The organism is Streptomyces sp. NPDC048331 (assembly GCF_043201215.1).
Lineage (GTDB): Bacteria > Actinomycetota > Actinomycetes > Streptomycetales > Streptomycetaceae > Streptomyces.
The window spans coordinates 39,472-63,586 of the sequence record NZ_JBICYT010000031.1 but is presented as its reverse complement, the minus strand read 5'-3'; the positions used below and the strand labels follow the sequence as shown (position 1 = coordinate 63,586).

21 protein-coding genes are annotated in these 24,115 nt (G+C 72.9%); 12 read left to right on the top strand and 9 right to left on the bottom strand.

The genetic code is table 11. The features are described 5' to 3' along the window. Positions 1–4: 4 nt before the first annotated feature. Positions 5–754, bottom strand: coding sequence for a GntR family transcriptional regulator (locus tag ACGFYY_RS32420; RefSeq protein ID WP_393714864.1), 750 nt, complete (start codon positions 752–754; stop codon positions 5–7). 87 nt (positions 755–841) lie between these two features. Next, positions 842–2,155: a homogentisate 1,2-dioxygenase gene (gene hmgA / locus ACGFYY_RS32415; protein ID WP_365271028.1), complete on the bottom strand. Its 1,314-nt coding sequence runs from the start codon at positions 2,153–2,155 to the stop codon at positions 842–844. 206 nt (positions 2,156–2,361) lie between these two features. Here hmgA and ACGFYY_RS32410 point away from each other — a divergent pair, with 206 nt between their 5' ends. The 8 genes from ACGFYY_RS32410 (at position 2,362) to ACGFYY_RS32375 (ending at position 14,452) form a co-directional block, all read left to right on the top strand. Next, on the top strand, positions 2,362–4,533 hold the full coding sequence (locus tag ACGFYY_RS32410) for a right-handed parallel beta-helix repeat-containing protein (protein ID WP_393714862.1): 2,172 nt from the start codon (positions 2,362–2,364) through the stop codon (positions 4,531–4,533). Positions 4,534–4,693: 160 nt separating this feature from the next. Continuing rightward, positions 4,694–5,533, top strand: a complete 840-nt coding sequence (locus ACGFYY_RS32405) for a hypothetical protein (RefSeq protein WP_393714901.1) — start codon at positions 4,694–4,696, stop codon at positions 5,531–5,533. A 355-nt stretch (positions 5,534–5,888) separates the two neighbouring features. Then, positions 5,889–7,190, top strand: coding sequence for a hypothetical protein (locus tag ACGFYY_RS32400; protein WP_393714899.1), 1,302 nt, complete (start codon positions 5,889–5,891; stop codon positions 7,188–7,190). A gap of 35 nt (positions 7,191–7,225) precedes the next feature. Beyond that, positions 7,226–7,846: a TetR/AcrR family transcriptional regulator gene (locus ACGFYY_RS32395; protein ID WP_365271077.1), complete on the top strand. Its 621-nt coding sequence runs from the start codon at positions 7,226–7,228 to the stop codon at positions 7,844–7,846. A 235-nt stretch (positions 7,847–8,081) separates the two neighbouring features. Continuing rightward, a complete protein-coding gene (locus tag ACGFYY_RS32390) occupies positions 8,082–10,280 on the top strand; it encodes a molybdopterin oxidoreductase family protein (protein ID WP_393714860.1) in 2,199 nt (732 codons plus the stop codon). 73 nt (positions 10,281–10,353) lie between these two features. Continuing rightward, positions 10,354–11,823: a CitMHS family transporter gene (locus ACGFYY_RS32385; protein ID WP_393714858.1), complete on the top strand. Its 1,470-nt coding sequence runs from the start codon at positions 10,354–10,356 to the stop codon at positions 11,821–11,823. 98 nt (positions 11,824–11,921) lie between these two features. After that, on the top strand, positions 11,922–13,334 hold the full coding sequence (locus tag ACGFYY_RS32380; RefSeq protein WP_393714856.1) for an aldehyde dehydrogenase family protein: 1,413 nt from the start codon (positions 11,922–11,924) through the stop codon (positions 13,332–13,334). A gap of 38 nt (positions 13,335–13,372) precedes the next feature. Next, on the top strand, positions 13,373–14,452 hold the full coding sequence (locus tag ACGFYY_RS32375; protein WP_393714896.1) for a Zn-dependent alcohol dehydrogenase: 1,080 nt from the start codon (positions 13,373–13,375) through the stop codon (positions 14,450–14,452). Positions 14,453–14,470: 18 nt separating this feature from the next. Here the strand turns inward: ACGFYY_RS32375 and ACGFYY_RS32370 are convergent, their stop codons facing one another. Further along, the gene (locus ACGFYY_RS32370) at positions 14,471–15,829 is read right to left on the bottom strand and encodes a HEAT repeat domain-containing protein (protein WP_393714854.1); all 1,359 of its coding nucleotides are present in this window, start codon (positions 15,827–15,829) and stop codon (positions 14,471–14,473) included. Continuing rightward, entirely contained in the window at positions 15,805–16,467 is a 663-nt protein-coding gene (locus tag ACGFYY_RS32365; RefSeq protein ID WP_393714852.1) for a TetR/AcrR family transcriptional regulator, read from the bottom strand. The genes ACGFYY_RS32370 and ACGFYY_RS32365 overlap by 25 nt, the downstream gene beginning before the upstream one ends. 78 nt (positions 16,468–16,545) lie before the next feature. On the opposite strand from ACGFYY_RS32365, the gene ACGFYY_RS32360 reads away from it, so the two are divergent. The 3 genes from ACGFYY_RS32360 to ACGFYY_RS32350 all read left to right on the top strand — a co-directional run bounded on the left by ACGFYY_RS32360 (position 16,546) and on the right by ACGFYY_RS32350 (position 18,775). Next, positions 16,546–17,697 carry an acyl-CoA dehydrogenase family protein gene (locus ACGFYY_RS32360; RefSeq protein ID WP_393714850.1) on the top strand — a complete coding sequence of 384 codons (1,152 nt, stop codon included), beginning with the start codon at positions 16,546–16,548 and terminating at the stop codon, positions 17,695–17,697. 59 nt (positions 17,698–17,756) lie between these two features. After that, on the top strand, positions 17,757–18,044 hold the full coding sequence (locus ACGFYY_RS32355) for a YiaA/YiaB family inner membrane protein (RefSeq protein ID WP_033223882.1): 288 nt from the start codon (positions 17,757–17,759) through the stop codon (positions 18,042–18,044). A 95-nt stretch (positions 18,045–18,139) separates the two neighbouring features. Next, on the top strand, positions 18,140–18,775 hold the full coding sequence (locus ACGFYY_RS32350) for a TetR/AcrR family transcriptional regulator (protein ID WP_365271003.1): 636 nt from the start codon (positions 18,140–18,142) through the stop codon (positions 18,773–18,775). Here ACGFYY_RS32350 and ACGFYY_RS32345 read toward each other — a convergent pair. Further along, positions 18,766–19,227 carry a MaoC family dehydratase gene (locus ACGFYY_RS32345; protein ID WP_393714847.1) on the bottom strand — a complete coding sequence of 154 codons (462 nt, stop codon included), beginning with the start codon at positions 19,225–19,227 and terminating at the stop codon, positions 18,766–18,768. The two genes, ACGFYY_RS32350 and ACGFYY_RS32345, sit on opposite strands and share 10 nt — an antisense overlap. Before the next feature lie 114 nt (positions 19,228–19,341). On the opposite strand from ACGFYY_RS32345, the gene soxR reads away from it, so the two are divergent. Further along, complete coding sequence (gene soxR, locus ACGFYY_RS32340) at positions 19,342–19,785, top strand: redox-sensitive transcriptional activator SoxR (protein WP_365270997.1); 444 nt, start codon at positions 19,342–19,344, stop codon at positions 19,783–19,785. Here the strand turns inward: soxR and ACGFYY_RS32335 are convergent. The 4 genes from ACGFYY_RS32335 to ACGFYY_RS32320 all read right to left on the bottom strand — a co-directional run bounded on the left by ACGFYY_RS32335 (position 19,766) and on the right by ACGFYY_RS32320 (position 24,040). Next, on the bottom strand, positions 19,766–20,488 hold the full coding sequence (locus ACGFYY_RS32335) for a 3-keto-5-aminohexanoate cleavage protein (protein WP_393714844.1): 723 nt from the start codon (positions 20,486–20,488) through the stop codon (positions 19,766–19,768). The genes soxR and ACGFYY_RS32335 overlap by 20 nt on opposite strands. 47 nt (positions 20,489–20,535) lie before the next feature. Further along, positions 20,536–21,135, bottom strand: a complete 600-nt coding sequence (locus ACGFYY_RS32330) for a hypothetical protein (RefSeq protein WP_365270991.1) — start codon at positions 21,133–21,135, stop codon at positions 20,536–20,538. A 95-nt stretch (positions 21,136–21,230) separates the two neighbouring features. Beyond that, positions 21,231–22,682 carry a serine-threonine protein kinase gene (locus ACGFYY_RS32325; protein ID WP_393714842.1) on the bottom strand — a complete coding sequence of 484 codons (1,452 nt, stop codon included), beginning with the start codon at positions 22,680–22,682 and terminating at the stop codon, positions 21,231–21,233. Between the two features lie 83 nt (positions 22,683–22,765). Beyond that, positions 22,766–24,040 carry an exo-beta-N-acetylmuramidase NamZ domain-containing protein gene (locus ACGFYY_RS32320; RefSeq protein WP_393714840.1) on the bottom strand — a complete coding sequence of 425 codons (1,275 nt, stop codon included), beginning with the start codon at positions 24,038–24,040 and terminating at the stop codon, positions 22,766–22,768. Positions 24,041–24,115 lie beyond the last annotated feature (75 nt).

Genomic DNA, 24,115 nt, shown 5'->3' with positions numbered 1-24,115 from the left:
GCCGTCAGTGCGCGTCGACCGTCACCGTGAAGGAGAACCGGTCGCCGCGGTAGCGGATCCGGGCCACGTCGACGACCCGGCCGTCCTCGTCGTACGTGACGCCCGTGTAGTGCAGGATCGGGCTCAGCAGCGGCACCTGGAGCAGCTCGGCGGTCTCCGGATCGGCCAGGCGGGCCTCCACCGTGTCCGTGATCCGGCTGATGCGCACCCCCACGATGTCCCGCAGGACCTTCGTCATCGGCCAGCGTTCGAGATCGGCGAGGTCCACCGCCTCGGCGAACTCCGGGAGGACCGCGTTCTCCGCCCAGTTGGTCGGCTCGCCGCTCTCCCGGTCGCGGCGCAGGCGGCGGTACGTGACCACCTCGGCCGTGTCCGGGAAGTGCTCCAGCAACTCCCCGGACACGGCGGTGCGGCCGTGCCCGAGGATCGTCGTACGGTCGCCCGACTGCTGGGCCACGATCGCGTCGACCGAGCCCAGCAGCCGGACCGGGGTGCTGCGCAACGCCCCCGGCTCGATGAAGGTGCCGCGCCGCCGGTGCCGGCTGATCAGACCCTCACCCTCCAACTCCTTGAGCGCCTGCCGCATGGTCAGCACGCTCACCCCGTAGTGCCCGGCCAGCTGCTCCTCGGTGGGCAGGCGCAGCGAGGAGTCCGGGGTGCGCCCCAGTATCGAGGCGCGCAGTGACTGCGACACCTGGTACCAGAGCGGCAGCTTCCGGTTCAGTACCAGCGAGTCGGGGGCGAAGGCGGTCACGGGTGGATCTCCGAGGTGCTGGGCAGGGGTTCGTGCGGCGGACGCACGCAGGGCAGGGTACGGCCCTTGCAGCGTATGCAGTGCAGGTCAGGCGCGGAAGTGGCGCCGCAGGCCCTGCCACACGTCGTCGTACCCGCGCTGGAGGTGATCGGCGCCGGCCGCCTGCGCGGTGGCGGTGATCGGCCAGCGGGTCTCGAACATGAAGGCCAGGCCGTCGTCGATCTTCTGCGGCTTCAGCTCGGCCGCACTGGCCCGCTCGAAGGTCTCGTGGTCGGGTCCGTGCGCGGACATCATGTTGTGGAGCGAGCCGCCGCCGGGGACGAAGCCCTCGGCCTTGGCGTCGTAGGCCCCCTCGATGAGGCCCATGTACTCGCTCATCACGTTGCGGTGGAAGTAGGGCGGACGGAAGGTGTCCTCGCCGACCAGCCAGCGCGGGGCGAAGACCACGAAGTCCACGCCGGCCAGCCCCGGGGTGTCGGAGGGTGAGGTCAGGACCGTGAAGATCGACGGGTCGGGGTGGTCGTAGCTGATCGAGCCCAGGACGTTGAAGCGGCGCATGTCGTACACGTAGGGGACGTGGCTGCCGTGCCAGGCGACCACGTCGAGCGGGGAGTGGTCGTAGGTCGCGGACCAGAGGTTGCCGCAGAACTTGTTGATCACCTCGGTCGGGCGCTCGCTGTCCTCGTACGCGGCCACCGGGGCCTGGAAGTCCCGCGCGGCGGCGAGTCCGTTGGCGCCGATCGGGCCCAGGTTCGGCAGCTCGAAGGGCTGGCCGTAGTTCTCGCAGATGTAGCCGCGGGCGTCCGCGTCGAGCAGCTCGACGCGGAAGCGGACGCCGCGCGGGATGAGGGCCATGTCGCCCGGGCGGGCGGCCAGCAGGCCCAGCTCGGTGCGCAGGAGCAGCCCGCCGCGCTCGGGGACGATCAGGAGCTCGCCGTCGGAGTCGCTGAACACCCGGTCGGTCATGTCGGCGTTGGCGGCGTAGAGGTGGATGGCCATGCCGGCGCGCTGGGCGGCGTCGCCGTTGCCGCCGAGGGTCCACAGGCCGGCGAGGAAGTCGGTGCCGGGGGCCGGCTCGGGCAGCGGGTTCCAGCGGAGCCGGTTCGGGTCCGCCACGGATTCGGTGAAGGGGGCGGAACGCAGGGCCCCGTTGTCGATCCGGGTGAAGGGCGGGTGCGCTGCCGAGGGGCGGATCCGGTAGAGCCAGGAGCGGCGGTTGTGGGTGCGGGGCTCGGTGAAGGCGCTGCCGCTGAGCTGCTCGGCGTAGAGGCCGAGGGGGGCGCGCTGGGGCGAGTTCCGGCCGATCGGCAGTGCGCCGGGGACGGCCTCCGAGCTGTGCTCGTTGCCGAAGCCGGTGAGGTACTCCAGTGCCTCCGCCGTCTTCCTGGCCTGCTCGCTCATGTGCTGCTCCCGCTCCGTCGAAGGAATCCTATGGTCGACAGTAGGATTCCGCGGCTCGCACGTCAACGGCGGACCTGCCATCGCCCCCGAGATCGACGGGAAAGGCCGGAAATGGGGGAGGGGGAGGGGGTCGGAAACGCCGGCCCGGGACACGGATCCGGTCCAGGGGGATCCCAAAAGATGAACATTGCTCTACTCTCACGCGCATGTCGTGGACCCGCAGGTTCCCTGCCGTGCCGGCGGCGCTCCTCGCCGCCCTCCTCGCCCTCCTGTCCCTCCTCGTCGCCGCGCCCCCCGCCGCCGCGCACGAGGAGCGCCCGGTCACCCTCCCCGACGGCTCCGGATCGGTACCCGAGTACCGCACGGCGGAGCCCGACCTGATCGTCTGCAAGACCGACCGACCCGCCTTCGAGCGCCGGATATCCGCCTTTCCCGAAGAGCTCAGGCAGCGCAACCTCGCCTTGTACGAGCGGTGCGAGAAGAGCGGCTACCGGCACCTCCAGGAGGCCGTCGACGCCGTCGACCGACCCGGGATGAACATCGCGATCCTCCCCGGCCTGTACGAGGAGGAGCCCTCCCTCCCCACGCCGACGGGGGAGTGCGCCGCGCTCAAGGCCCCCCAGTCCTCGCTCGGGTACCAGATCCTGTCCTACGAGCAGCAGGTGCGATGCCGGCACAACCAGAACCTCGTCGCGATCCTCGGCAAGACGAACCTGCAGATCGAGGGCACCGGAGCGTCACGGCTCGACGTGGTGGTCGACGCCAAGTACCAGAAGCTGAACGCCATCCGCGCGGACGGGTCCAACGGCATCTACTTCCGCAACTTCACCGCCCAGCGCACCACCTTCAACTCGTTGTACCTGCTCGCGGGCGACGGCTTCGTCATCGACGACGTGCTGACCCGCTGGAACGACGAGTACGGCTTCCTGACCTTCGCCAGTGACCACGGGCTCTACAAGAACTGCGAGTCGTACGGGAACGGCGACTCCGGCATCTACCCGGGCAGCGCCTCGAACATCAACGACGGCCGCGGCTACGAGGTCCCCCGGTACTCCATCGAGATCACCGGCTGCCGCAGCCATCACAACATGGTCGGCTACTCCGGCACCGCGGGCGACTCGGTGTGGGTGCACGACAACGAGTTCGACCAGAACATGGGCGGCGCCTCGATGGACAGCGCCTTCCCCGGCCACCCCGGACTCCCGCAGAACCACGCCAAGTTCGAGCGGAACCTCATCCACGACAACAACCAGGACTACTACGGCCACGTCGCCGACGGTACGTGCGCCAAACCGCCGATCGAGCGCGGCTACGAGCGGGGCGTGGTCTGCCCGCAGATCTCCATGCCGCCGGGCACCGGCATCATCACCGCGGGCGGCAACTGGAACCTCTACGAGAACAATTGGGTCTACGGGCACCGCCGCGCGGGCTTCTTCCTCAGCGCGGTCCCCGCCTTCATCCGAGGCGAGGAGGCATGGGCGAAGCAGACCGACACCTCCCACCACAACCGGTACGCCGGCAACGTCATGGGCAAGGACAAGGCCGGCGCCGCCCGCCCCAACGGCATGGACGTGTGGTGGGACGGCCAAGGGCGCGCCAACTGCTGGCAGGACGGACCCGACGGCTCCACCCCCGGTACGGTCCCGCAGTGCGGTGACCGCCGGGGCGAGGTCTCGGGGGCGTCCGCCCGGCTGGTCGGCGAACCGGTCAAGCTCGTCCAACTCCTCGTCTGCGCGGACTACAACGTCCAGGCGCGCAAACTACCGGCCGGCTGCGACTGGTACGGGGCGCGCGGGCTGGAGCGGGTGGAGACCCAGCTCGCGCTGGCCGTGGCCGCCGTGCTGCTGCTCGTCGGTGGGGTCCTGTGGTGGCGCCGCCTACGCGGCTCGCTGCCGGGCGGCTCCCGGCTGGGCACGGCCGCCACGCTGGCCGGGCTGGCGGGTCTGGTCCTCGATGTGGCGGGCTCCACCATGCCCCTGACCGCCACCTTCGTCCCGGCGCTCGCCCTGCTCCTGCTCGGCCTGTGGTGGACAGGCGTCGGCCTGGTGCTGCGGGCCGGCCGCCCCTGGTTGGCCCGCCTGACCCTGCTGCTGGCCGGGCTCACTCTGCTGGACGCCTTCGACAAGGCCGTCCTGATGATCCCCTGGACCCCGCTGAGCCCCGCCTGGATACGGGCCCTGGTGGCCGTGGTCTGGGTCCTGTGGGCGGTGGTGGCCTCGGCCCGCCCGGGCGCCCCGGCCCGCCCGTCCGGGCCGGGCGGCGACCCCGCGGGCGACCGCGAGCCGGTCCCCGCCGGCCCCGCCCCGGTGCTGAGCGCGGCCGCCCCGGAGCCCCCGACTACCCCGACGACCCCGACGACCCCGGACCCCGCGCCGTGACCCCCGCCCTGGCCGCCCCGACCGCAGGAGACCGGCCGTGACCGACCAGCCCGAGCACCGGCCCGAGCACCGCTCCGACGATGACAGCCGGTGCGACGCCTGCGCCGCGCCGCCACTCCGCGCGGCCCGCCGGCTCCGCCGAACCGCCCGCGCGGCGGCCCTGCTCGCCCTCGCCCTGCTGCTTGCGGGCGGCGCGGCGACGGGCTGCGGCGGGCGGGCCACCACCCACCACAAGCCCGGCACCAGCCACGAGCAGGCCTCCGGCGCCGTGGGCACCCTGCTCACCGCCACCGACGCCGGCGGCCACCGACTCCGCGAGGTCTCGGCCGAGGGCGCGCCGGAGGTCCAGCTGTCGGTCCGCCCGGACTCGGAGGACGGCTGGAACCTCCAACTGGCGGTGAAGAACTACCGCTTCACCCCCGACAGCACCGGCGGCGCCGCCCTCCCGGGCGCGGGCCACGCCCACCTGGAGCTCGACGGGCGCAAGCTGGCCCGGCTGTACGGCTCCTGGTTCCACCTGCCCGCGGCGCAGGTCCCCGAGGGCGCGCACACCCTGACCGTCCGCCTCTACGCGGACGACCACACGGCCTGGGCGGTCTCGGGCAAGCCGGTCGAGGGCACCGCCCAGCTCACCGCCACCGCCATCGCCCCGGGCCAGGCGGGCGGACACAGCCACGGGAACACCCCGCCGCCGGGCGGGACTCCGTCGCAGGGCGGGACCCCGCCGCCGGAGCAGGCCGACCGCACGGTCACCATCACCGTCCGCGACGGCAAGGTCAGCCCGGCCCCCGCCCGCACCGAGCTGCGGCGCGGAGAGCGCCTGGCCCTGCGCGTCACGAGCGACCGCGCGGACACCCTGCACGTCCACGGCTACGACAAGGAACTCGCCCTGCCGGCAGGCCAGGAGGCCACCCTGGTCCTGACGGTCGACCGCACGGGCCTCTTCGAGGTCGAGACCCACGAGTCCGCCCTCGTCCTGACCCAACTCCTCGTCCGATGAACCGACCCCACCCCGGACCCCCGCCCGAGCCCGCGCCGGCCCCTGCGGTGGCCCTCGGGCCCGCGCGCTGGCCTGCCGCCCGGTCCGCACCCCGGGACCCGGTCGGGTCCGAGCCCGGGCTCCGGCTCACGCCGGGGCCCGCGGTCCGGTCCGCGTCCGTGACTCGCCGCCCGGCTCGGTCCCGCATGCCGGCCTCATTCCCGAGGGGCGTTCCACCCCGGCTGTCCGGACCCGGGGTGGATTCCGGGCGGCCCGGCCGTGCCGCCTGCGGGACGGCGCCCCGGGTGGGCCGATGGTGAGCCCCTTCGGAGCGGGCCTCGCCCCGGGCGCGGCCGAGGAGGGCCACGGCCAGGGCGTGGTCCTTCACCCGGCCGATCCGCTCACCTCGCTCGCGCACGGGATCGGGTCCCAGCACGATCTACCGATCTCTCCCTTCTACGCCTTCGCCGGTGCCTTCGCCGCGCTGTTCGTCTCCTTTCTCGCGCTCGGCCTGCTCTGGTCCACTTCCCGCTTCCGCGGAGCGCGCGCGGGCCTCGCCCTGCCCGCCGCCCTCCAACGGGTGGCCGACGCGCCCACCACCCGAACCGCCCTGCGCGGACTGGGGCTCGCCGCCACCGCGGCCGTCCTGGCCCACCTCCTCCTCGGTCCCGACGACCCCGCGCACAACCCCGCACCCGGCGCCGTCTACGTCCTCCTCTGGGTCGGACTCGTTCCCGCCTCCCTCCTCCTCGGCCCCGTCTGGCGCCTGCTCAACCCGCTCCGCACCCTGCACCGTCTGCTCTCCCGGGCCCTGCGCCGCCACGACCCCGGCCGCCCCCTGCCCGCCCGGCTCGGTCAATGGCCGGCCGCCGCGGGGCTGTTCGGGTTCACCTGGCTCGAACTCGTCGCTCCCGATCCCGCATCCACCACCACCCTCCTCATCGCCGTCACCACCTACGCCACCGCCCAACTGCTGCTCGCCGCCCGCTTCGGCGAGCGCTGGTTCGACGGCGGCGACGCCTTCGAGACGTACTCCACCCTCTTGGCCCGGCTCTCCCCCCTCGGCCGTCGCAGCGACGGCCGCCTCGTCCTGCGTAACCCGTTCCACGGACTCGACGCGACACCCGAGCGGCCCGGACTCGTCGCCACCGTCTGCGTCCTGCTCGGCTCCACCGCCTACGACGGCTTCTCCGACAACCCGTCGTGGATCAACGCCATACAGACCTCCCCCCTCGGCCGCATCCCCACGGCCACACTCGGACTGCTCGGTTCCATCGCCCTCGTCGCCACCCTCTACTGCCTCTGCGCCGCGGCCACCCGCCTCGTCAGCGGCCCGCACCCCGGCCCGCTGACCGCCTTCGCGCACTCACTCGTACCGATCGCGCTCGGCTATCTCATCGCCCACTACTTCTCCCTCCTGGTAGTCGAAGGACCACGTACGGTAAGCATGGCACTCGGCACTGACAACGCCCCCGAACCCGTGCCACCCCTGGGCCCCGGCGGCCTCGCCGCCCTCCAGGTCATCGCCGTCGTCACCGGTCACGTGCTCGGCGTCGTGGCGGCCCACGACCGGTCCGTGCGACTCTTCCCGCCCGCGAAAGCCGTGGCGGGACAACTGCCGCTGCTGGCGCTGATGATCACTTACACCGTCGGCGGGCTCAGTCTTCTGCTGAACTGAGGCCCCCGCCGAACCGAGAAGCGAGGAGCGGCATGATGGACCCCGTGCCTCCCGCCCACTCCCTGCGCCGAACGCCGATCCAGCAGCGCAGCGCCGACCGGCTCGCCCGGATCCTCGATGCCTGCGCCGAACTGCTGGACGAGACCGGGTACGAGAACCTCAGCACCCGCGCCGTGGCCCTGCGTGCCGGCGTGCCGATCGGTTCCGTCTACCGCTTCTTCGGCAACAAGCGAGCCATGGCCATCGCCCTCGCCCACCGCAACCTCGACCGCTACGTCGACGGCATCGCGGACCGGCTCACCGACCTCCCGGCCACCCACTGGCGGCCGGTCGTGGACGCGGTGCTGGACGAGTACCTGGCCATGAAGCGCAGTGTTCCCGGCTTCGCGCTCGTCGACTTCGGCGTGCCCGCGCCGCCGGCCGAGGGGCCGGAGGCGGACCCCAACCACCAGGTCGCCGCCCGGCTGACGGAGCTGCTCTCCGCGCACCTCGCCCTGACCCCCGACGCCACCCTGGAGCGGGCCGTCCTCGTCGCGGTCGAGGCCACCGACGCACTGATACAGCTCGCCTTCCGGGCCGACCCGGCCGGTGATCCCGGGATCGTCGCCGAGACCCGCGCGATGATGCACGCGTACCTGGCCCGCGTGCTGGACTGACGGCCCCCGGGCGGCCGCTCGGGTGGCCACCTCGGGCAGCCACCTCGGACGGTCACCTCGGGACGCCCTTCGGGGCGCCCCCTTCAGGGCCCGCTGTCGACGCCCGAGGGCAGTGGGTCGCCACGGCCGCCCGATCGGTCCCGCGCACCCCTCCCCTCCGTCCGTACCGGTCGGTATGCTCGATGTACTTCGCGTACCCGCGCCCGTGCCGCAGACCGCTGCCCCTGGAGGGCTCATGTCCCGCACCGCCCTGCGTATCTGCCCCCTCTGCGAAGCCACGTGCGGCCTCACCCTCACTCTGGGGGACGGCGTGGTCACCGGAGCCCGCGGTGATCGTGAGGACGTCTTCAGTCGCGGATTCATCTGCCCCAAGGGAGCCGCGTTCGGAGCGCTCGACTCCGACCCCGACCGGCTGCGGGGCCCCCTCGTCCGCCGCGACGGCCAGTTGCGGGAGGCCACCTGGGAGGAGGCCTTCGACGCCATCGCGGCCGCTGTCCCCGCCCAGGTCCAGGAGTACGGGCCCCAGTCGGTCGGCGTCGTACTCGGCAACCCGAACGTCCACACCATGGCCGGCGCCCTCTACCCGCCCCTGCTCCTCAAGAGCCTCGGCACGCGCAACCTCTTCACCGCCAGCACCCTCGACCAGATGCCCAAGCACGTGTCCAGCGGGCTGCTCTTCGGCGACCCCTTCGCCATCCCGGTACCCGACCTCGACCGGAGCGACTTCCTGCTGCTCCTGGGCGCGAACCCGGTCGAGTCCAACGGCTCCCTGTGCACCGCCCCCGACTTCCCCGGCCGACTCAAGGCCCTGCGCGCCCGCGGCGGCACCCTGGTCGTCGTCGACCCGCGCCGCACGCGTACGGCGGCGCTGGCCGACCGCCATCTCGCGCCGCGCCCCGGCAGCGACGCGCTGCTGCTCGCCGCCCTCGCACACACCTTGATCGAGGAGAAGCTCTCCGATCCCGGCGTGCTGGAGGAACACTGCGACGGCATAGGGGAACTCGGCGTCGCGCTCGCGAGTTTCACTCCTGAGGTCGTCGCACCCGCATGCGACCTCACCGCCACCGAGATCCGCACCCTCGCCCGCGAGCTCGCGGCCGCACCCACCGCCGCCGTCTACGCCCGGATCGGCAGCTGCACCGTCGAGTTCGGCACCCTCGCGAGCTGGCTGGTCGATGTACTGAACATCCTCACCGGCAACCTCGACCGGCCCGGCGGCGCACTCTTCCCGCTCTCCGCCACGGCTCCGGCGGGGCGTCCCGCGGGGCCGGGCAAGGGGTTCACGCTCGGCCGCTGGTCGAGTCGGGTCTCGGGCCACCCGGAGGTCAAGGGCGAGCTGCCCATGGCCGCGCTCGCCGAGGAGATCGAGACCCGGGGCGACGGGCGGATCCGCGTCCTCCTGGCCATCGCCGCCAACCCGGTCCTGTCCGCACCCGACGGCGACCGGCTGGACCGGGCGCTGGCCGGGCTGGACTTCATGGTCTCCGTCGACCCCTACCTGAACGAGACCTCCCGCCACGCCCACGTCGTCCTGCCACCGCCACCGCCCTCGCAGAGCGCGCACTTCGACTTCGCGTTCAACGGGTTCGCCGTGCGCAACCAGGCCCGCTACTCGCCCGCGGCCCTGCCGTTGGCGGACGGGCGCATGGACGAGTGCGAGATCCACGCGCGCCTGATCCTCGCCGTCTCCGGGCTGCACGGAGCGCCGCCGGAGGCGGTCGACGAGCGCGTCATCGCCGACAGCCTGGCCCGGTCCGTCACCGACCCCCACTCACCGCTGCACGGCGGCGACCCTCAGGAGCTGGCCCGTCTGCTGACCGGCCGCACCGGACCCGAGCGGCGCCTCGACCTGATGCTCCGCACGGGCCCGTACGACCTGATACTCGACGATCTGCGGCAGGCGCCGCACGGCATCGACCTCGGCCCGCTACAGCCGCGGCTTCCGGGTGTGCTGAAGACCCGCAGCGGCAGGATCGAGCTGCTCCCGGACCCGATCGCGGCCGAACTCCCCAGGCTGCGCACGGCCCTCGCCGACCGCCCCGCCGCCCTGGTGCTCGTGGGCCGCCGCCATCTGCGGTCCAACAACAGCTGGTTGCACAACGTCCCGGCCCTCACCGGAGGTTCCAACCGCTGCACCCTTCAGGTCCACCCCCACGACGCGGACCGGCTCGGCCTCGTCGACGGAGGGCAGGCCAGGATCACCGCCGACGGGGGGAGCCTGGAGGTGCCCGTCGAGGTCACCGAAGCCATCCGCAGCGGGGTGGTGAGCCTTCCGCACGGCTGGGGTCACCACCGGCCCGGCTCCCGGCTGTCGGTGGCCGCCGCAGTACCCGGCGCGAACGTGAACCAGCTGCTCGACGGCACCCGCATGGACCGACTGTCCGGCACGGCGGTGCTCAACGGCTTCCCCGTCGAACTCGCACCCCTGCCCTGAGCTGGGGTTTTGCTCGTATTGCTCACGCGTGGACGTCTTGTTGGCGCAAGGAGGCGGCACCTACCTTCCCCCCATGCTGACCTTCCTCGGCTTCGCCATGATCGCGACGTTCCTGGTCCTGATCATGATGAAGAAAATGTCGCCCATCGCGGCGCTCGTCCTCATCCCGGCACTCTTCTGCGTATTCGCGGGGAAGGGCGCACACCTCGGCGACTACGTCATCGACGGCGTCGGCAAGCTCGCACCGACCGCCGCCATGCTGATGTTCGCCATCGTCTACTTCGGCGTGATGATCGATGTCGGCCTCTTCGACCCGATCGTCCGCGGCATCCTGCGCTTTTGCAAGGCGGACCCGATGCGGGTGGTGGTCGGTACCGCCGTCCTCGCAGCGATCGTCTCCCTCGACGGCGACGGATCGACCACCTTCATGATCACCGTCTCGGCCATGTACCCCCTCTACAAGCGGCTCGGCCTGAGTCTGGTGGTGATGACGGGCGTCGCGGCCACGGCCAACGGCGTCATGAACACCCTCCCCTGGGGTGGGCCGACCGCCCGCGCCGCCACCGCCCTCGAGCTCGACGCCGCCGACATCTTCGTCCCGATGATTCCGGCGCTCGCGGTGGGCCTGCTCTTCGTGTTCGTCCTGGCGTACGTCCTCGGCGTGAAGGAACGCCGCCGGGTCGGCACCCTGGCGCTGCCCGGCCGGGTGGAGCGCGAGGCTGTCGAGGAGGAGCTGGTCCCGGCCGCCCCCGGCGCGTCCGGCGCCGCTGCCTCCCTCCCTGCCTCCAGTTCCGCTTCCGCCCCTGCCGCTGCCCCTGCCCCCGCCTCCGCTTCCGGTGAAGGCACGGCCGCCGGTTCCGGTGGGCACGGCAGTGGTGACGCCGTCGCCCCCGACGACGGTTTCCAGGGACTGGATCCGCACCGGCCCACCCTGCGCCCGCGCCTGTACTGGTTCAACGCCGGCCTCACCGTGGCCCTCCTCACCGCGATGATCATGGAGTTGTTGCCCATCCCGGTGCTGTTCCTGCTCGGCGCCGCCCTCGCCCTCACCGTCAACTTCCCGCACATGCCCGATCAGAAGGCCCGGATCGCCGCCCACGCCGACAACGTCCTGAACGTCGCGGGCATGGTCTTCGCCGCCGCCGTCTTCACCGGAGTCCTCACCGGCACCGGCATGGTCAAGCACATGGCCGACTGGCTCGTCGGCGCCATCCCCGAGGGCATGGGCCCGCACATGGCCCTGGTCACCGGCCTGCTCAGCCTGCCGCTCACCTACTTCATGTCCAACGACGGCTTCTACTTCGGCGTCCTGCCCGTCCTGGCCGAAGCCGGCGCCGCCCACGGCGTCTCCCCGCTCGAGATCGCCCGCGCCTCGCTCGTCGGCCAGGCCCTGCACATGTCGAGCCCGCTGGTTCCGGCCGTCTACGTACTCGTCGGCATGGCCAAGGTGGAGTTCGGCGACCACACCCGGTTCACCGTGAAATGGGCGGCCCTGACCTCCCTCGTGGTCCTCGCGGCGGGGATGCTTTTCGGCATCATCTGACATCCGGCGCCCTCTGGCCGGCAAAAACTACCGACGCTAGTTTGTAGGGTGTTCGCGAGGTCGGATCTACGCGCTCGTGCGTGCTCGGGAGGAATGCCATGAAGGCCCACGACGGGATGTACATCGACGGCGCGTGGCGGCCCGCCGTCGGTAGCGATCTGATCGAGGTCGTGAACCCGGCCGACGGCCAGGTCATCGCCACGGTCCCGGCCGGCACCGAGGAGGATGTGGACGCGGCCGTACGCGCGGCCCGTGCGGCCTTCCCCGGCTGGGCGGCCACGGCCCCGGCCGAGCGTGCCGCGCTGATCGGGGCGCTCCGCGACGTCCTGGTGGCCCGCACCGGCGAGCTGACCGAGACGATCACCGCCGAGCTCGGGTCCCCGCTCGGCTTCTCCAAGGCGGTCCACGTCGGAGCGCCGATCGCCGTGGCCTCCTCCTACGCCGAACTCGCCTCCTCGTACGCCTTCGAGGAGCGGGTCGGGAACTCGACCGTGCTGCTGGAGCCCATCGGGGTGGTCGGGGCCATCACGCCCTGGAACTATCCGCTGCACCAGGTCGTTGCAAAGGTGGCGCCCGCTCTCGCCGCCGGCTGCACCCTCGTCCTCAAGCCGGCCGAGGACACCCCGCTGACCGCACAGCTCTTCGCCGAAGCCGTGCACGAGGCGGGCATCCCGGCCGGAGTCTTCAATCTGGTGACCGGTACCGGTCCGGTCGCCGGTCAGGCCCTGGCCGCGCACGAGGGAGTCGACCTCGTCTCCTTCACCGGCTCGACCGCGGTCGGCAAGCGGATCGGCGCGACGGCCGGCGCCGCCGTCAAGCGGGTCGCGCTCGAACTGGGCGGCAAATCGGCCAATGTCATCCTGCCGGGGGCCGACCTGGCCAAGGCCGTCGCGGCAGGCGTCGGGCACGTCATGAACAACAGCGGCCAGAGTTGCAACGCGCTCACTCGGATGCTCGTCCACCGGGATCACTACGAGGAGGCCGTCTCGCTCGCGGCCGCCGCCGTCTCCGACTACCCCGCCGGCGACCCGCGCGGGGCGGGCGTCCGCGTCGGCCCGGTCGTCAACGCCAAGCAGCACGAGCGCGTCCGCGGTTTCATCACCAAGGGCGTGGAGGAAGGCGCGCGCCTTGTCGCCGGCGGCCCCGACGCCCCGCTGGAGCAGGGGTACTTCGTGGCGCCGACGGTGTTCGCCGACGTCACGCCCGACATGACGATCGCCCAGGAGGAGATCTTCGGCCCGGTGCTGTCGATCCTCCGCTACGAGGACGAGGAGGAGGCGCTCCGCATCGCCAACGGCACCGTCTACGGCCTGGGCGGCGCCGTCTGGGCCGCCGACGAGACGACGGCCGTGGCCTTCGCGCGCCGTATGGACACCGGGCAGGTGGACATCAACGGCGGCCGCTTCAACGTGCTCGCGCCCTTCGGCGGCTACAAGCAGTCGGGCGTCGGACGTGAGTTGGGCGCGCACGGCCTGGCGGAATACCTCCAGACCAAGTCCCTGCAGTTCTGACCCCGCCCGACCAGCACCGGAAAGACGAGATGACGACCATGGTCCGCGCCGCTGTCCTGCCCGCCGTCGGAGCCCCGCTGGAGATACGGGACATCGTGCTGCCGGATCCCGGCCCCGGGCAGGTCCGGGTGCGGCTCGCCGCAGCCGGGGTGTGTCACTCCGACCTCTCCCTCACCAACGGCACCATGCGGATCCCCGTGCCCGCCGTCCTCGGCCACGAGGGCGCGGGCACGGTCCTCGCGGTGGGGGAGGGTGTCACCCACGTCACCCCCGGCGACGGCGTGGTGCTCAACTGGGCCCCGTCCTGCGGCGAGTGCCACCACTGCACGATCGGCGAGGTCTGGCTCTGCGCCACGGCGCTCACCGGGGTCGGGGCCGTCTACGCGCACGACGCCCGGGGCACCGCCCTGCACCCCGGGCTGAACGTGGCCGCCTTCGCCGAGGAGACCGTCGTCGCGGGCAACTGCGTGCTACCCGCGCCCACCGGGATCCCGCTCGCCGAAGCGGCCCTGCTCGGCTGTGCCGTCCTCACCGGTTACGGAGCCGTCCGCCACAGCGCTCAGGTCCGCCCGGGCGAGTCGGTGGCCGTCTTCGGAGTCGGCGGTGTCGGCCTCGCGGCCCTCCAGGCCGCCCGGATCGCCGAGGCGGGCCCGGTCATCGCCGTCGACGTGTCCCCGGCCAAGGAGGAGCTGGCCCGCGCGGCCGGGGCCACCGAGTTCGTACTGGCCTCCGACACCACCGCCCGGCAGATCCGCGCGCTCACCGGCGGCCAGGGCGCCGATGTCGCCGTCGAATGCGTCGGCCGGGCCGAGAGCATCCGGGGCGCATGGGAGTCGACCCGACGCGGCGGCCGCACCACGGTCGTCGGCATCGGCGGCAAGGAACAGAAGGTCACCTTCCACTCCATGGAGATCTTCCACTTCGCCCGCACCCTCACCGGCTGCGTCTACGGCAACAGCGACCCGGCCCGCGACCTCCCGGTGATCGCCGAGCACGTCCGCGCGGGCCGCCTCGACCTCGGCACCCTGGTCACCGACCGCGTCACCCTCGACGGCATCCCGGCCGCCTTCGACGCCATGCTGGCGGGCAAGGGCGGTCGCTCCCTCGTCGTGTTCTGAGTGTTCCGCCCCCGCTTCTCACCCCGCCCGCCGGGCGCGCCCGGCCTCCTCGCGCAGTCGCAGGTGGCGGTGGGCGTCGTACAGCGACCAGTAACCGGGCTCGTCTTCCGTGTACCCGAGGCTGAGCCAGTCCAGCGCCTCCTCGCCGCGCGGATCGTCGAGCAGGACCAGGGCCCGTACCGCCTGGATCTGGAGCTCGATCGACGGATCGGCCAGGAGCGGTATCAGGCTGTCGCGCACCTCGCGGGAACGGTCCCTCTGTCGCGCCACCGCGAGGCAACCGCTGCGGCGCACCTCGGCGTCGCCGTCCTGGAGGTACGCGAGGATCTGGGGGAGCGCGCTCTCCTCGTCCGCGCAGGCGACGAACGCGTTCGCCACCGAACGGCGGACCACGGCGGACGGATGCCGCGCGTGGGGGAGCAGGGCCTCGGCGACGGTGGCACGGGGCAACGCCGGGCAATCCGCGAGTGCGGTGAGCAGTACGGCGAGAACGTCCGGATCCCGTTCGTCGGCCGCCCACGCGAGGAAGAGGCCCCCGGCCGGCTCCGCCACGCACCCGGCCCCGTCGATGCACCCACCGCCCTCCTCGCACTCGTCGAAGAGGCTGATGCAGCGCACGACCTCGGCGCCGAAGTGCCGTACGGAGGGGTGCGGATGGGTGCGCAGTGCCGCGGCGGCCTCCCACGTCTCGCGGTCGGCCCGGTCGTACAGGACCGATACGGCCGCGTCGTGCGTCACGCCGCGAAGGTCGCCCTCCGCTTCGGCGCGGGCGAGGAGTTCGGCGAAGGGGGTGCGTATCCCGTAGGCGGCCTCCAGCCGGCACAGGATGGCCGTGTGCCCGGTGCGTACGTGCGCGTCGGTGCCCGGCAGCCGCAGCAGACGGGTGAAGGAGTACTCGTCGTCCAGGACCCGGCTGAACTCTGCGGGCTCCGAGGGCTCCGTGGCTCCCGTTCGGCGGCGCAACTCGTTCTCGGCGCCCGTCTCGTGCCAGTGGCGGGCCAGCTCCAGGGCGGTCCGCCCGTCGGGGCCCTTGGGCCACAGCGGTACCGAGGCGAACAGCAGGAGAACGGCCACCCCGTAGGCGCCGGCATCGACCGCCCGCAGCAGCGGGGTCCTGTCGTCGGGGCCCACGCGGTCCAGCCGCACGCCGTAGTCGCGCAGCACCTCGACCACCGGGTACGAGCCGCGGGCCGCCGCGATGTCCAGCGGCGACAGGCCGTCCACCCCGAGCGCGTCCACCCCGAGCGCGTCCACCCCGAGGGCGGCTGCGCCGAGTGTGCCCGGAGCGGACTCGTCGGCCGCCCGCAGCAGTGCGCGGACCCGCGCCGCGTCGTCGGCCCGCACCGCGGTGATCAGGTCGCTGTCCCCGTGTGCCATGCCCCCTCCTTCAACGCCTCGTACTGCAGGGTCAATCCGTCGAGCAGCGCCGCGAGGCCCGTCTCGAAGGCGCCCTCGTCCACCTCGCGCCCGCGCTCCGCCAGCAGGTGGGCCTGGCCGAGGTGCGGGTAGTCCGCCGGGTCGTACGCCGTGCGGTCGTCCACGAAACCTCCGGCGAAGGAGGCCACCGCCGAGCCCAGGATGAAGTAGCGCATCAGGGCGCCGATCCGGGTCGCCTGCGCCGGCGGCCAGCCCGCCGCCGTCATCGCCCCGAACACCGCGTCGGCCAGTCGCAGCCCGGCCGGCCGGCGGCCCGGCCCCCGCGCCAGGACCGGCACGATGTTCGGGTGGTCCGCCAGCGCGTCCCGGTACGAGTGCGCCCATGCGTGCAGGGCCGCCCGCCAGTCCTGGCCGCCGTCGAACATCGACAGGTCCACCCGCGCGCTCACCGCGTCCGCCACTGCGTCCAGGATCTCGTCCTTGGTGCGGAAATGGTTGTAGAGCGAGGGTCCGCTGACCCCGAGCGCGGCGGCCAGCCGGCGCGTCGACACCGCCTCCAGCCCCTCGGCGTCCACCAGGGCGCCGGCCGTCCCGATGATGCGGTCCCGGCTGAGGAGGGGCTTGCGCGGTCTGGCCATGCGCCACATAGTAGGGCCTGCCCGCCATAAACTACCGGTGCTAGTTAAAGCCCCGGACGAGCGCCCCGGAGGTGCCCGGTGGATCTGGAGCTGAGCGAGGAGCAGGCCGCCGTCCGCAGGCTCGCCCGTGAGTTCACCGAGCGCGAGGTCGTCCCGTACGCCGCCGAGTGGGACCGCGCCGAGAGCGTGGACCGGGCCATCGTGAAGAAGCTGGGCGACCTCGGCTTCCTCGGCCTGACGGTCCCCGAGGAGTACGGCGGCTCCGGGGGTGACCACCTCGCCTACGTGCTGGTCACCGAGGAGCTCGGCCGCGGCGACTCCGCCGTGCGCGGGATCGTCTCCGTCTCCCTCGGCCTGGTCGCCAAGACCATCGCCGCCTGGGGCTCCGAGGAGCACAAGCGCGCCTGGCTGCCCCGCCTGTGCTCCGGCGACGCGCTCGGCTGCTTCGGCCTGACCGAGCCCGGCACCGGCTCCGACGCCGGCAGCCTCACCACCCGCGCCGTGCGCGCGGGGGACGGGTACGTCCTCGACGGCAGCAAGATGTTCATCACCAACGGCACCTGGGCCGACGTGGTGCTGCTCTTCGCCCGCACCGGCGACGCGCCCGGCCACCGCGGGGTCTCCGCCTTCCTCGTCCCCACCGACACCCCGGGCCTGACCCGCCGCGAGATCCACGGCAAACTCGGCCTACGCGGCCAGGCCACCGCCGAGCTCGTCCTGGACGGCGTCCGCGTACCCGCCTCCGCCATGATCGGCCCTGAGGGCAAGGGCTTCTCCGTCGCCATGTCCGCCCTCGCCAAGGGCCGGATGTCGGTCGCCGCCGGTTGCGTCGGCATCGCGCAGGCGGCCCTGGACGCGGCCGTCTCGTACGCGTCGCAGCGCGAGCAGTTCGGCAGGCCGATAGCCCACCACCAGCTGGTCCAGGAGCTCATCGCGGACATCTCGGTCGACGTGGACGCGGCCCGGCTGCTGACCTGGCGGGTGGCCGACCTCATCGACCGCGGGAAGCCCTTCGCCACCGAGTCCTCCACCGCCAAGCTCTTCGCCTCCGAGGCCGCCGTGCGCGCCGCGAGCAACGCCCTCCAGGTGCACGGCGGGTACGGCTACATCGACGAGTACCCGGCCGGCAAACTGCTGCGCGACGCCCGCGTGATGACCCTCTACGAGGGCACCAGCCAGATCCAGAAGCTGCTCATCGGCCGCGCCCGCACCGGGGTTTCCGCCTTCTGAGTACCCGTATGAGTACGCGTGCGGATGTGCTCCCGCGACGTCCGCCCGATGCTCGAACCATGAACGAGACACCGGTCAAGCAGCAGAGCACGGGGGCGTACTACGGTCAGGCCGTCGCCTCCTTCGGTATCGCCATCGGCGCCGTGGCCGTGGGGATCTACAACCTGGAGGCGAACGGCTGGGTCCGCGCCTTCCTCGGCATCGCCGTCCTCTACCTCACCACCTCCGCCTTCACCCTCGCCAAGGTGATCCGTGACCGCCAGGAGGTCACGCAGATCGTCAGCCGGGTGGATCAGGCCAGGATGGAGAAGATGATGGCCGAGTACGACCCCTTCGCGCCGAAGTAGTCGCACGCCGGCCCGGCCGGCGCCCCGACATCGCTAAGCGCTTGCTCACCCTCCGGTAGGGTGTTCACTTCCACACGGTGAAGGGTGAGTGAGCGATGGGCAGCGCGGAGGATACGGTCGACGGCTACCGGCCGTGGTCCGAGGTCACCCCCGACGCCGCGCGGCGGCTGCTCGTCGCCGCCGTCGAAGCCTTCGCCGAGCGCGGGTACCACGCCACCACCACACGTGACATCGCGGGCCGTGCCGGGATGAGCCCGGCCGCGCTCTACATCCACTACAAGACCAAGGAAGAGCTGCTCCAGCGGATCAGCCGGATCGGTCACGACAAGGCGCTGGAGATCCTCACCACCGCCGCCGACGGCCCCGGCAGTGCCGCCGACCGGCTCGACGCCGCCGTCCGGTCCTTCGTGCGCTGGCACGCGGCGCATCACACCACCGCGCGTGTGGTCCAGTACGAGCTCGACGCTCTCGCTCCGGAGCACCGCTCCGAGATCGTGGCGCTGCGCCGGCAGAGCGACGCGGCCGTGCGCCGCATCATCGCCGACGGGGTGGCCGCGGGGGAGTTCGACGTCCCCGACGTGCCGGGCACCACGCTCGCCGTGCTGTCGCTGTGCATCGACGTGGCCCGCTGGTTCAACGTGGCCGGGCAGCGCACGCCCGACGAGGTCGGCGGACTGTACGCCGACCTCGTGCTCCGCATGGTGGCCGCGCGGCCGGGCCCTCAGAAGTAGTAGCGCGACACCGACTCCGCCACGCACACCGGCTTGTCGCCGCCCTCGCGCTCCACCGTGACGGTGGCCGTGACCTGTACGCCGCCACCCGCCTCCGTGACCTCCGTGATCACGGCGGTGGCGCGCAGCAGCGAACCGACCAACACCGGCGCGGGGAAACGGACCTTGTTCGTCCCGTAGTTGAGGCCCATCCGCATGCCCTCGACCCGCATGATCTGCGGCACTAGGCTGGGCAGCAGGGACAGGGTCAGATAGCCGTGCGCGATGGTGGAGCCGAAGGGGCCGTCCGCCGCGCGCTCCGGGTCCACGTGGATCCACTGGTGATCGCCGGTGGCGTCCGCGAAGAGGTCGATCCGCTTCTGGTCCACCTCCAGCCACCCGCTGGGCCCGAGCGGTTCGCCGATCCCGGCGTGCAGCTCCTCGGCGGACGTGAAGACCCTCGGCTCGGCCATGCCCTGTTCCTGTCTCTCGCGGACGACTGACGGACGAACGAATGAATAAGCGCTTGCTCAGCATGCTGGGGGGTGCATGTGTATGTCAACGGACCGCCGACTACGCTCGGCCGGGTGCCGCAGATTCCCGAGAAGATCCACGAACTCACCGTCGGTCAGCTGTCCGCCCGCAGCGGCGCGGCCGTCTCGGCGCTCCACTTCTACGAGGCCAAGGGCCTGATCAGCAGCCGCCGTACCTCCGGCAACCAGCGCCGCTTCACGCGAGACGCACTGCGCCGGGTGGCCTTCGTACGCGCCGCACAGCGCGTGGGCATCCCGCTGGCCAGCATTCGTGACGCGCTGGCCCAACTCCCCGAGGAGCGCACCCCCACCCGCGAGGACTGGGCCCGGCTCTCCGAGGCGTGGCGCGCCGAACTCGACGAACGCATCACCCGGCTCGGCCGGTTGCGCGATCACCTGACGGACTGCATCGGCTGCGGCTGCCTGTCGATGGAGACCTGCGCCTTGTCCAACCCGGACGACGCCTTCGGTGAACGGCTCACCGGCTCGCGGCTGTAGCCACCGCCCGCGCCACCATGTCCCGGGCCACCGCCACCAGTTCGGCGTTCGACCCTGCCGGACGCCCGTCGGGCAGGCACGTCACATCGCCCACGCCGGTCCGTACGCCGGTGCCGCACCGCGCGGCCAGCCGCAGCACCGGCCAGGCGGCCTCGTCCCGCCCGTACAGCAGCACCGGTACGGGCGGCAGCGCGCGCAGCCCCGCCACCAGCGCCGGATCGGCCGCCGCCAGCTCGACCGAGAGCCGCACCCGCCCGGGCTCACGCACCGGCCAGGCCAGGAACCGGGCCAGCGGCTCCGGCCCGGCCGCCCCGCCCAGCGGTACCACCGCGTCCACCGCGACCCCCCGCGCCAGCAGGGCCTGCGCCAGCTCCCCGGAGCCGGGCTGCCCGAAGTGCACCACGGCCCGATCCGGCAGCACCGTCCACGCAGCCACCCGGGCCCGCCGCCCCGCGGGATCGGGCTCGGCCGCGATCGACACCGGTACCGACAGCGCTGCGCCGACCCCTGCGCGCCGCAGTGCCTCCAGCACCGGTCCGATCACCCGCGGCGACAGGCTCTCCCGCCCGCACGGCGTCCGCGGATGCACCAGCACCTCCTCGGCCCCGGCGGCGACGGCCGCGAGCGCCGACTCCGCCAGTGCCTCCGGCGACATGGGTACGGCCGGGCCGTCCGAAGCACTCCGTGAGCCGTTCAACGACACGCACAACGACACCGGCGCCGGCCGTGGGGCGAGAGGGGCGAGAGCCTTCACGCGGCCCCCGCCGACGGGGTGTCCAGCAGCATCGGGGTGTCCACCAGGGCCGGTCTGGGCACCACGATCCCGCAGCCCGCGCACACCGGCCCGTCCCAGGCCAGCGCCCCCGCCCAGGGCCCGACCGGAGCCACCTCCGGCCAGTGCAGTTCGGTGTCCCCGCACACCGGGCACACCGTCCCCGGCGCCGACTCCAGCGCCCGCACCAGCCGCCGTAGCACCTCGCCCAGCGCCCCCTCCGGCCGAACCCCCGGATCGGCGCACCGCACCACCGCGTCCCCGCTCCCGCCCCAGGCCCACTCCGGCCGGCGCAGTCCGTGGTACTTCTCACGCCGCCGGCGTTCCGCGAACTGGCGCTCGTACTCCAGCCAGACCGCCCGCGCGTCCTCCAGCTCCTCCAGCGCGGCGACCAGCCGCAGCGGATCCGCCCCCCGGTCCTCCGGGGCGATCCCGTGCCGGTCGCACAGGTGCCACCACGTGGCCCGGTGCCCGTAGGGCGCGAATCGCTCCAGGCAGCGGCGCAGGGAATGGCGCCGCAAGGCCCGGTCATTGCGCGCGTCGCGCACCTGGTAGGCCAGACTCCGGAATCCCGCCATCACACCATCACCTCCGCCGATGTGCCCAACATGCCCGGTCGGAGGCCGGCGCATGCGGGGGCGGTCGAGGCGTGCGGGTGGCACATGGCCAGAACTCAGCGCCCCATGCGCCCCGCGTCCACCACCAGCCGGGCCAGTTCCTCGTGGCAGATGTCGCTGTGCGCCCCCGCCGGGGCACCGCCGCGCCGCACCACGGAGCCCGCGTCCACACTGACACAACCGGTCGAGGGAACCCCCTCGCGCAGGGCCGCGTCGAGGGTCATCCGGGGCGCGCCCGGAACGGCCTGGACCCCGTCGTGTCCGATGGCGCCCCAGCGCTCGTCGAAACCCAACAGTCCGGCCGAATCCCCTGCCATCCGGGAGGCCAGCGGATAGAAGATCTTGAGGGCGGAGTCGTGGGGGGAGTGGCAGGCGACCACCGGCCCGTCGACCCGGCGCTGGAGGCCGCGCAGGGCTCCGCCGTTGCCCTTGTCGTGCGGCAGCCGGTCGGCGAACGCGTAGTGGGAGAAGGCGCCTTGGAGCAGGGTCACGGATTTCACGTAGCGGGCCCGGTCCGGTACCGCGCGGAGGGAGAAGGAGACGACGCGCGCTCCGAAGCTGTGTCCGATCAGGTGGAACCGCAGGGCGGGGCGGGCGGCCGCCAGCTGGGCCAGTACGGGGCCGAGGCCGCGTTCGCCGATCACACCCGCTCGCTTCTTCATCTTGTAGTACGCGGCTTGTCTCAGCAGTTCCTTGGCGCCGTCCCACAGGCCGCGCAGCCCGCCGCCGACCGTGAGCCCCGGTCCCTCGGGGCCCGCCGCGGCCGCCGGCGGGGCCGCACATGGCCCGGCCGCACCCGGCGCGGCCGCCCTGGCCAGGGCGACGGACAGGGCCCGACACACCTCCAGCACATCGTCCGTGAAGATCGCGGGCACCGACGGCACGACCACCGAGGGGACCGCGTCCACCCCCGCCAACTCGCGGACCAGGGCGCCGAACTCGATGAAGGCGGCCGCCGAGTCCGGCCGCTCGGCCAGCAGCTCCGCCACCCGGTCCAGCTCCGCCCGCCGCTCCGGCCAGAACTCCCCGAGCGCCCGGCGGGTGAGCGGGTCCAGGCCGCCGCCGAGGTCCGGTTCCGCGAGGGCGCCGGGTACGTCGAAGTCCGGTATCGGCTCGTCGGGGAATCGCATCGCGGGCCAGACGACACCCACGTATCCCAGGCGTACCCCCGACCCCACCAGCCCCTCGAAGGGGGCGAAGAACCGGTCGTAGAGGCGCGTCGACGTGGACCGGTCGCTGTTCCAGCCGTGGGCGAAGACCAGCAGGTCGGTCGCCTCCATCCGGGACACCGCGCCCTGGGTGACCCGGTCGACGTCCCCCTCGGAGTCGAAGGTCAGCTCCGCGTACGGCCGGACACCGACACCGACACCGACACCGACACCGACACCGACACCGATCCCGACCCTGGGCTCGGCACCGGATCCGCGACCGCCACCGCGCCGGAATCCGCCGCCGCCCCCGCTCCCGCCGCCGACCCCGCTCCCGAATCCGCCACCGACGTCCGCCATGACGCCCCCCTTCACGCCGTGCCTCCGGTGCAGTCAGCATCCTGCTGCGGTGCCCGCCCGGCCAGCCCCCCGACGCCGTCGGATCACGGGTACAGCAGGTACTCCTCGCGCACCGCCCCGAAGCTGGCCAGCCCCGCCGCCCAGTCGCCCACGACCTCGTCCACGTCCGCCCCCGCGTCCACCAGCGTCCGCACCCGATCCGAGCCGGTCAGCCGGTCGATCCAGTGGTCCGCCCGCCAACCGAAGCCGCTCCACACCCGGCGGGCCGTGATCAGCAGCCCGATCCCGGCCCGCACCGGGTCGAAGGCCTCCCGGTCGTGCACGATCAGCCGCACCCCGCCGCACACCTTCCCCACGTGCTTGGAGAAGGTCGGAGTGAAGTACGCCTCCCGGAACCACACCCCCGGCAGCCCCAGCCCGTTCGCCGCCTCCGCCCACCCCCTGTCGATCCCCTCCGCGCCGATCACCTCGAAGGGAGTGGTCGTCCCGCGCCCCTCGGAGAGGTTCGTCCCCTCGAACAGGCAGGTGCCGGCGTACGCCAGGGCCGTGTCCGGGGTCGGCATGTTCGGGCTCGGCGGCACCCAGGGCAGACCGGTCTCCCCGAAGAACGACTCCCGACGCCACCCGGCCATCGCCACCGTCCGCAGCTCGACCGGCCGGTCCGTCAGGAACGCGCCGTTGAAGAGCCGGGCCAGTTCGGCCGCCGTCATCCCGTGTGCCAGCGCGATCGGCTCCCGGCCGACGAAGCTCGCGTACGGTCGTGCCAGCACGGGCCCCGCCGCCCGCCGGCCGCCCACCGGATTGGGTCGGTCCAGCACCACCACCGCCTTGCCGGCGAGCGCGGCCGCGCGCATGCAGTCGTAGAGGGTCCAGATGTAGGTGTAGAAGCGCGCCCCGACGTCCTGGATGTCGAAGACGACGGTGTCGATCCCGGCCGTCGTGAACACGTCCGCGAGCTTCTGCCCGCTCTTGTCGTACGTGTCGTACACCGGCAGCCCGGTCGCCGGGTCCCGGGAGGCCCCCTCCGAGTCGCCGGCCTGCGCGGTCCCGCGGAAGCCGTGCTCGGGCCCGAACACCGCCACCAGGTCGACCCGTTCGTCCGCGTGCAGCACATCGACCAGGTGCCGTGCGTCGGCGGTGATCCCGGTGGGATTGGTGACCACCCCGACCCTCTGTCCGGCCAGTACGGCGTAGCCGTCCGCGGCCAGTCGCTCGAAGCCGGTACGCACCCGGCCACCCGCCGCGGTCCCGGCGCCCCCGGCGGCGGCGCGGGTCCCGCCCGCGCCGCTCGCCCCCAGCGCACCGGCCGATCCGATGGCCCCCGCCAGCCCCAGCACCCCGCGTCGCGACACTGTCATCCGGCCACGCTAGGGGCCGCGCCCCTTTCCTCCTGACATACCGACCGGTTAGTCTGCCCGCCATCCGGCAACCGG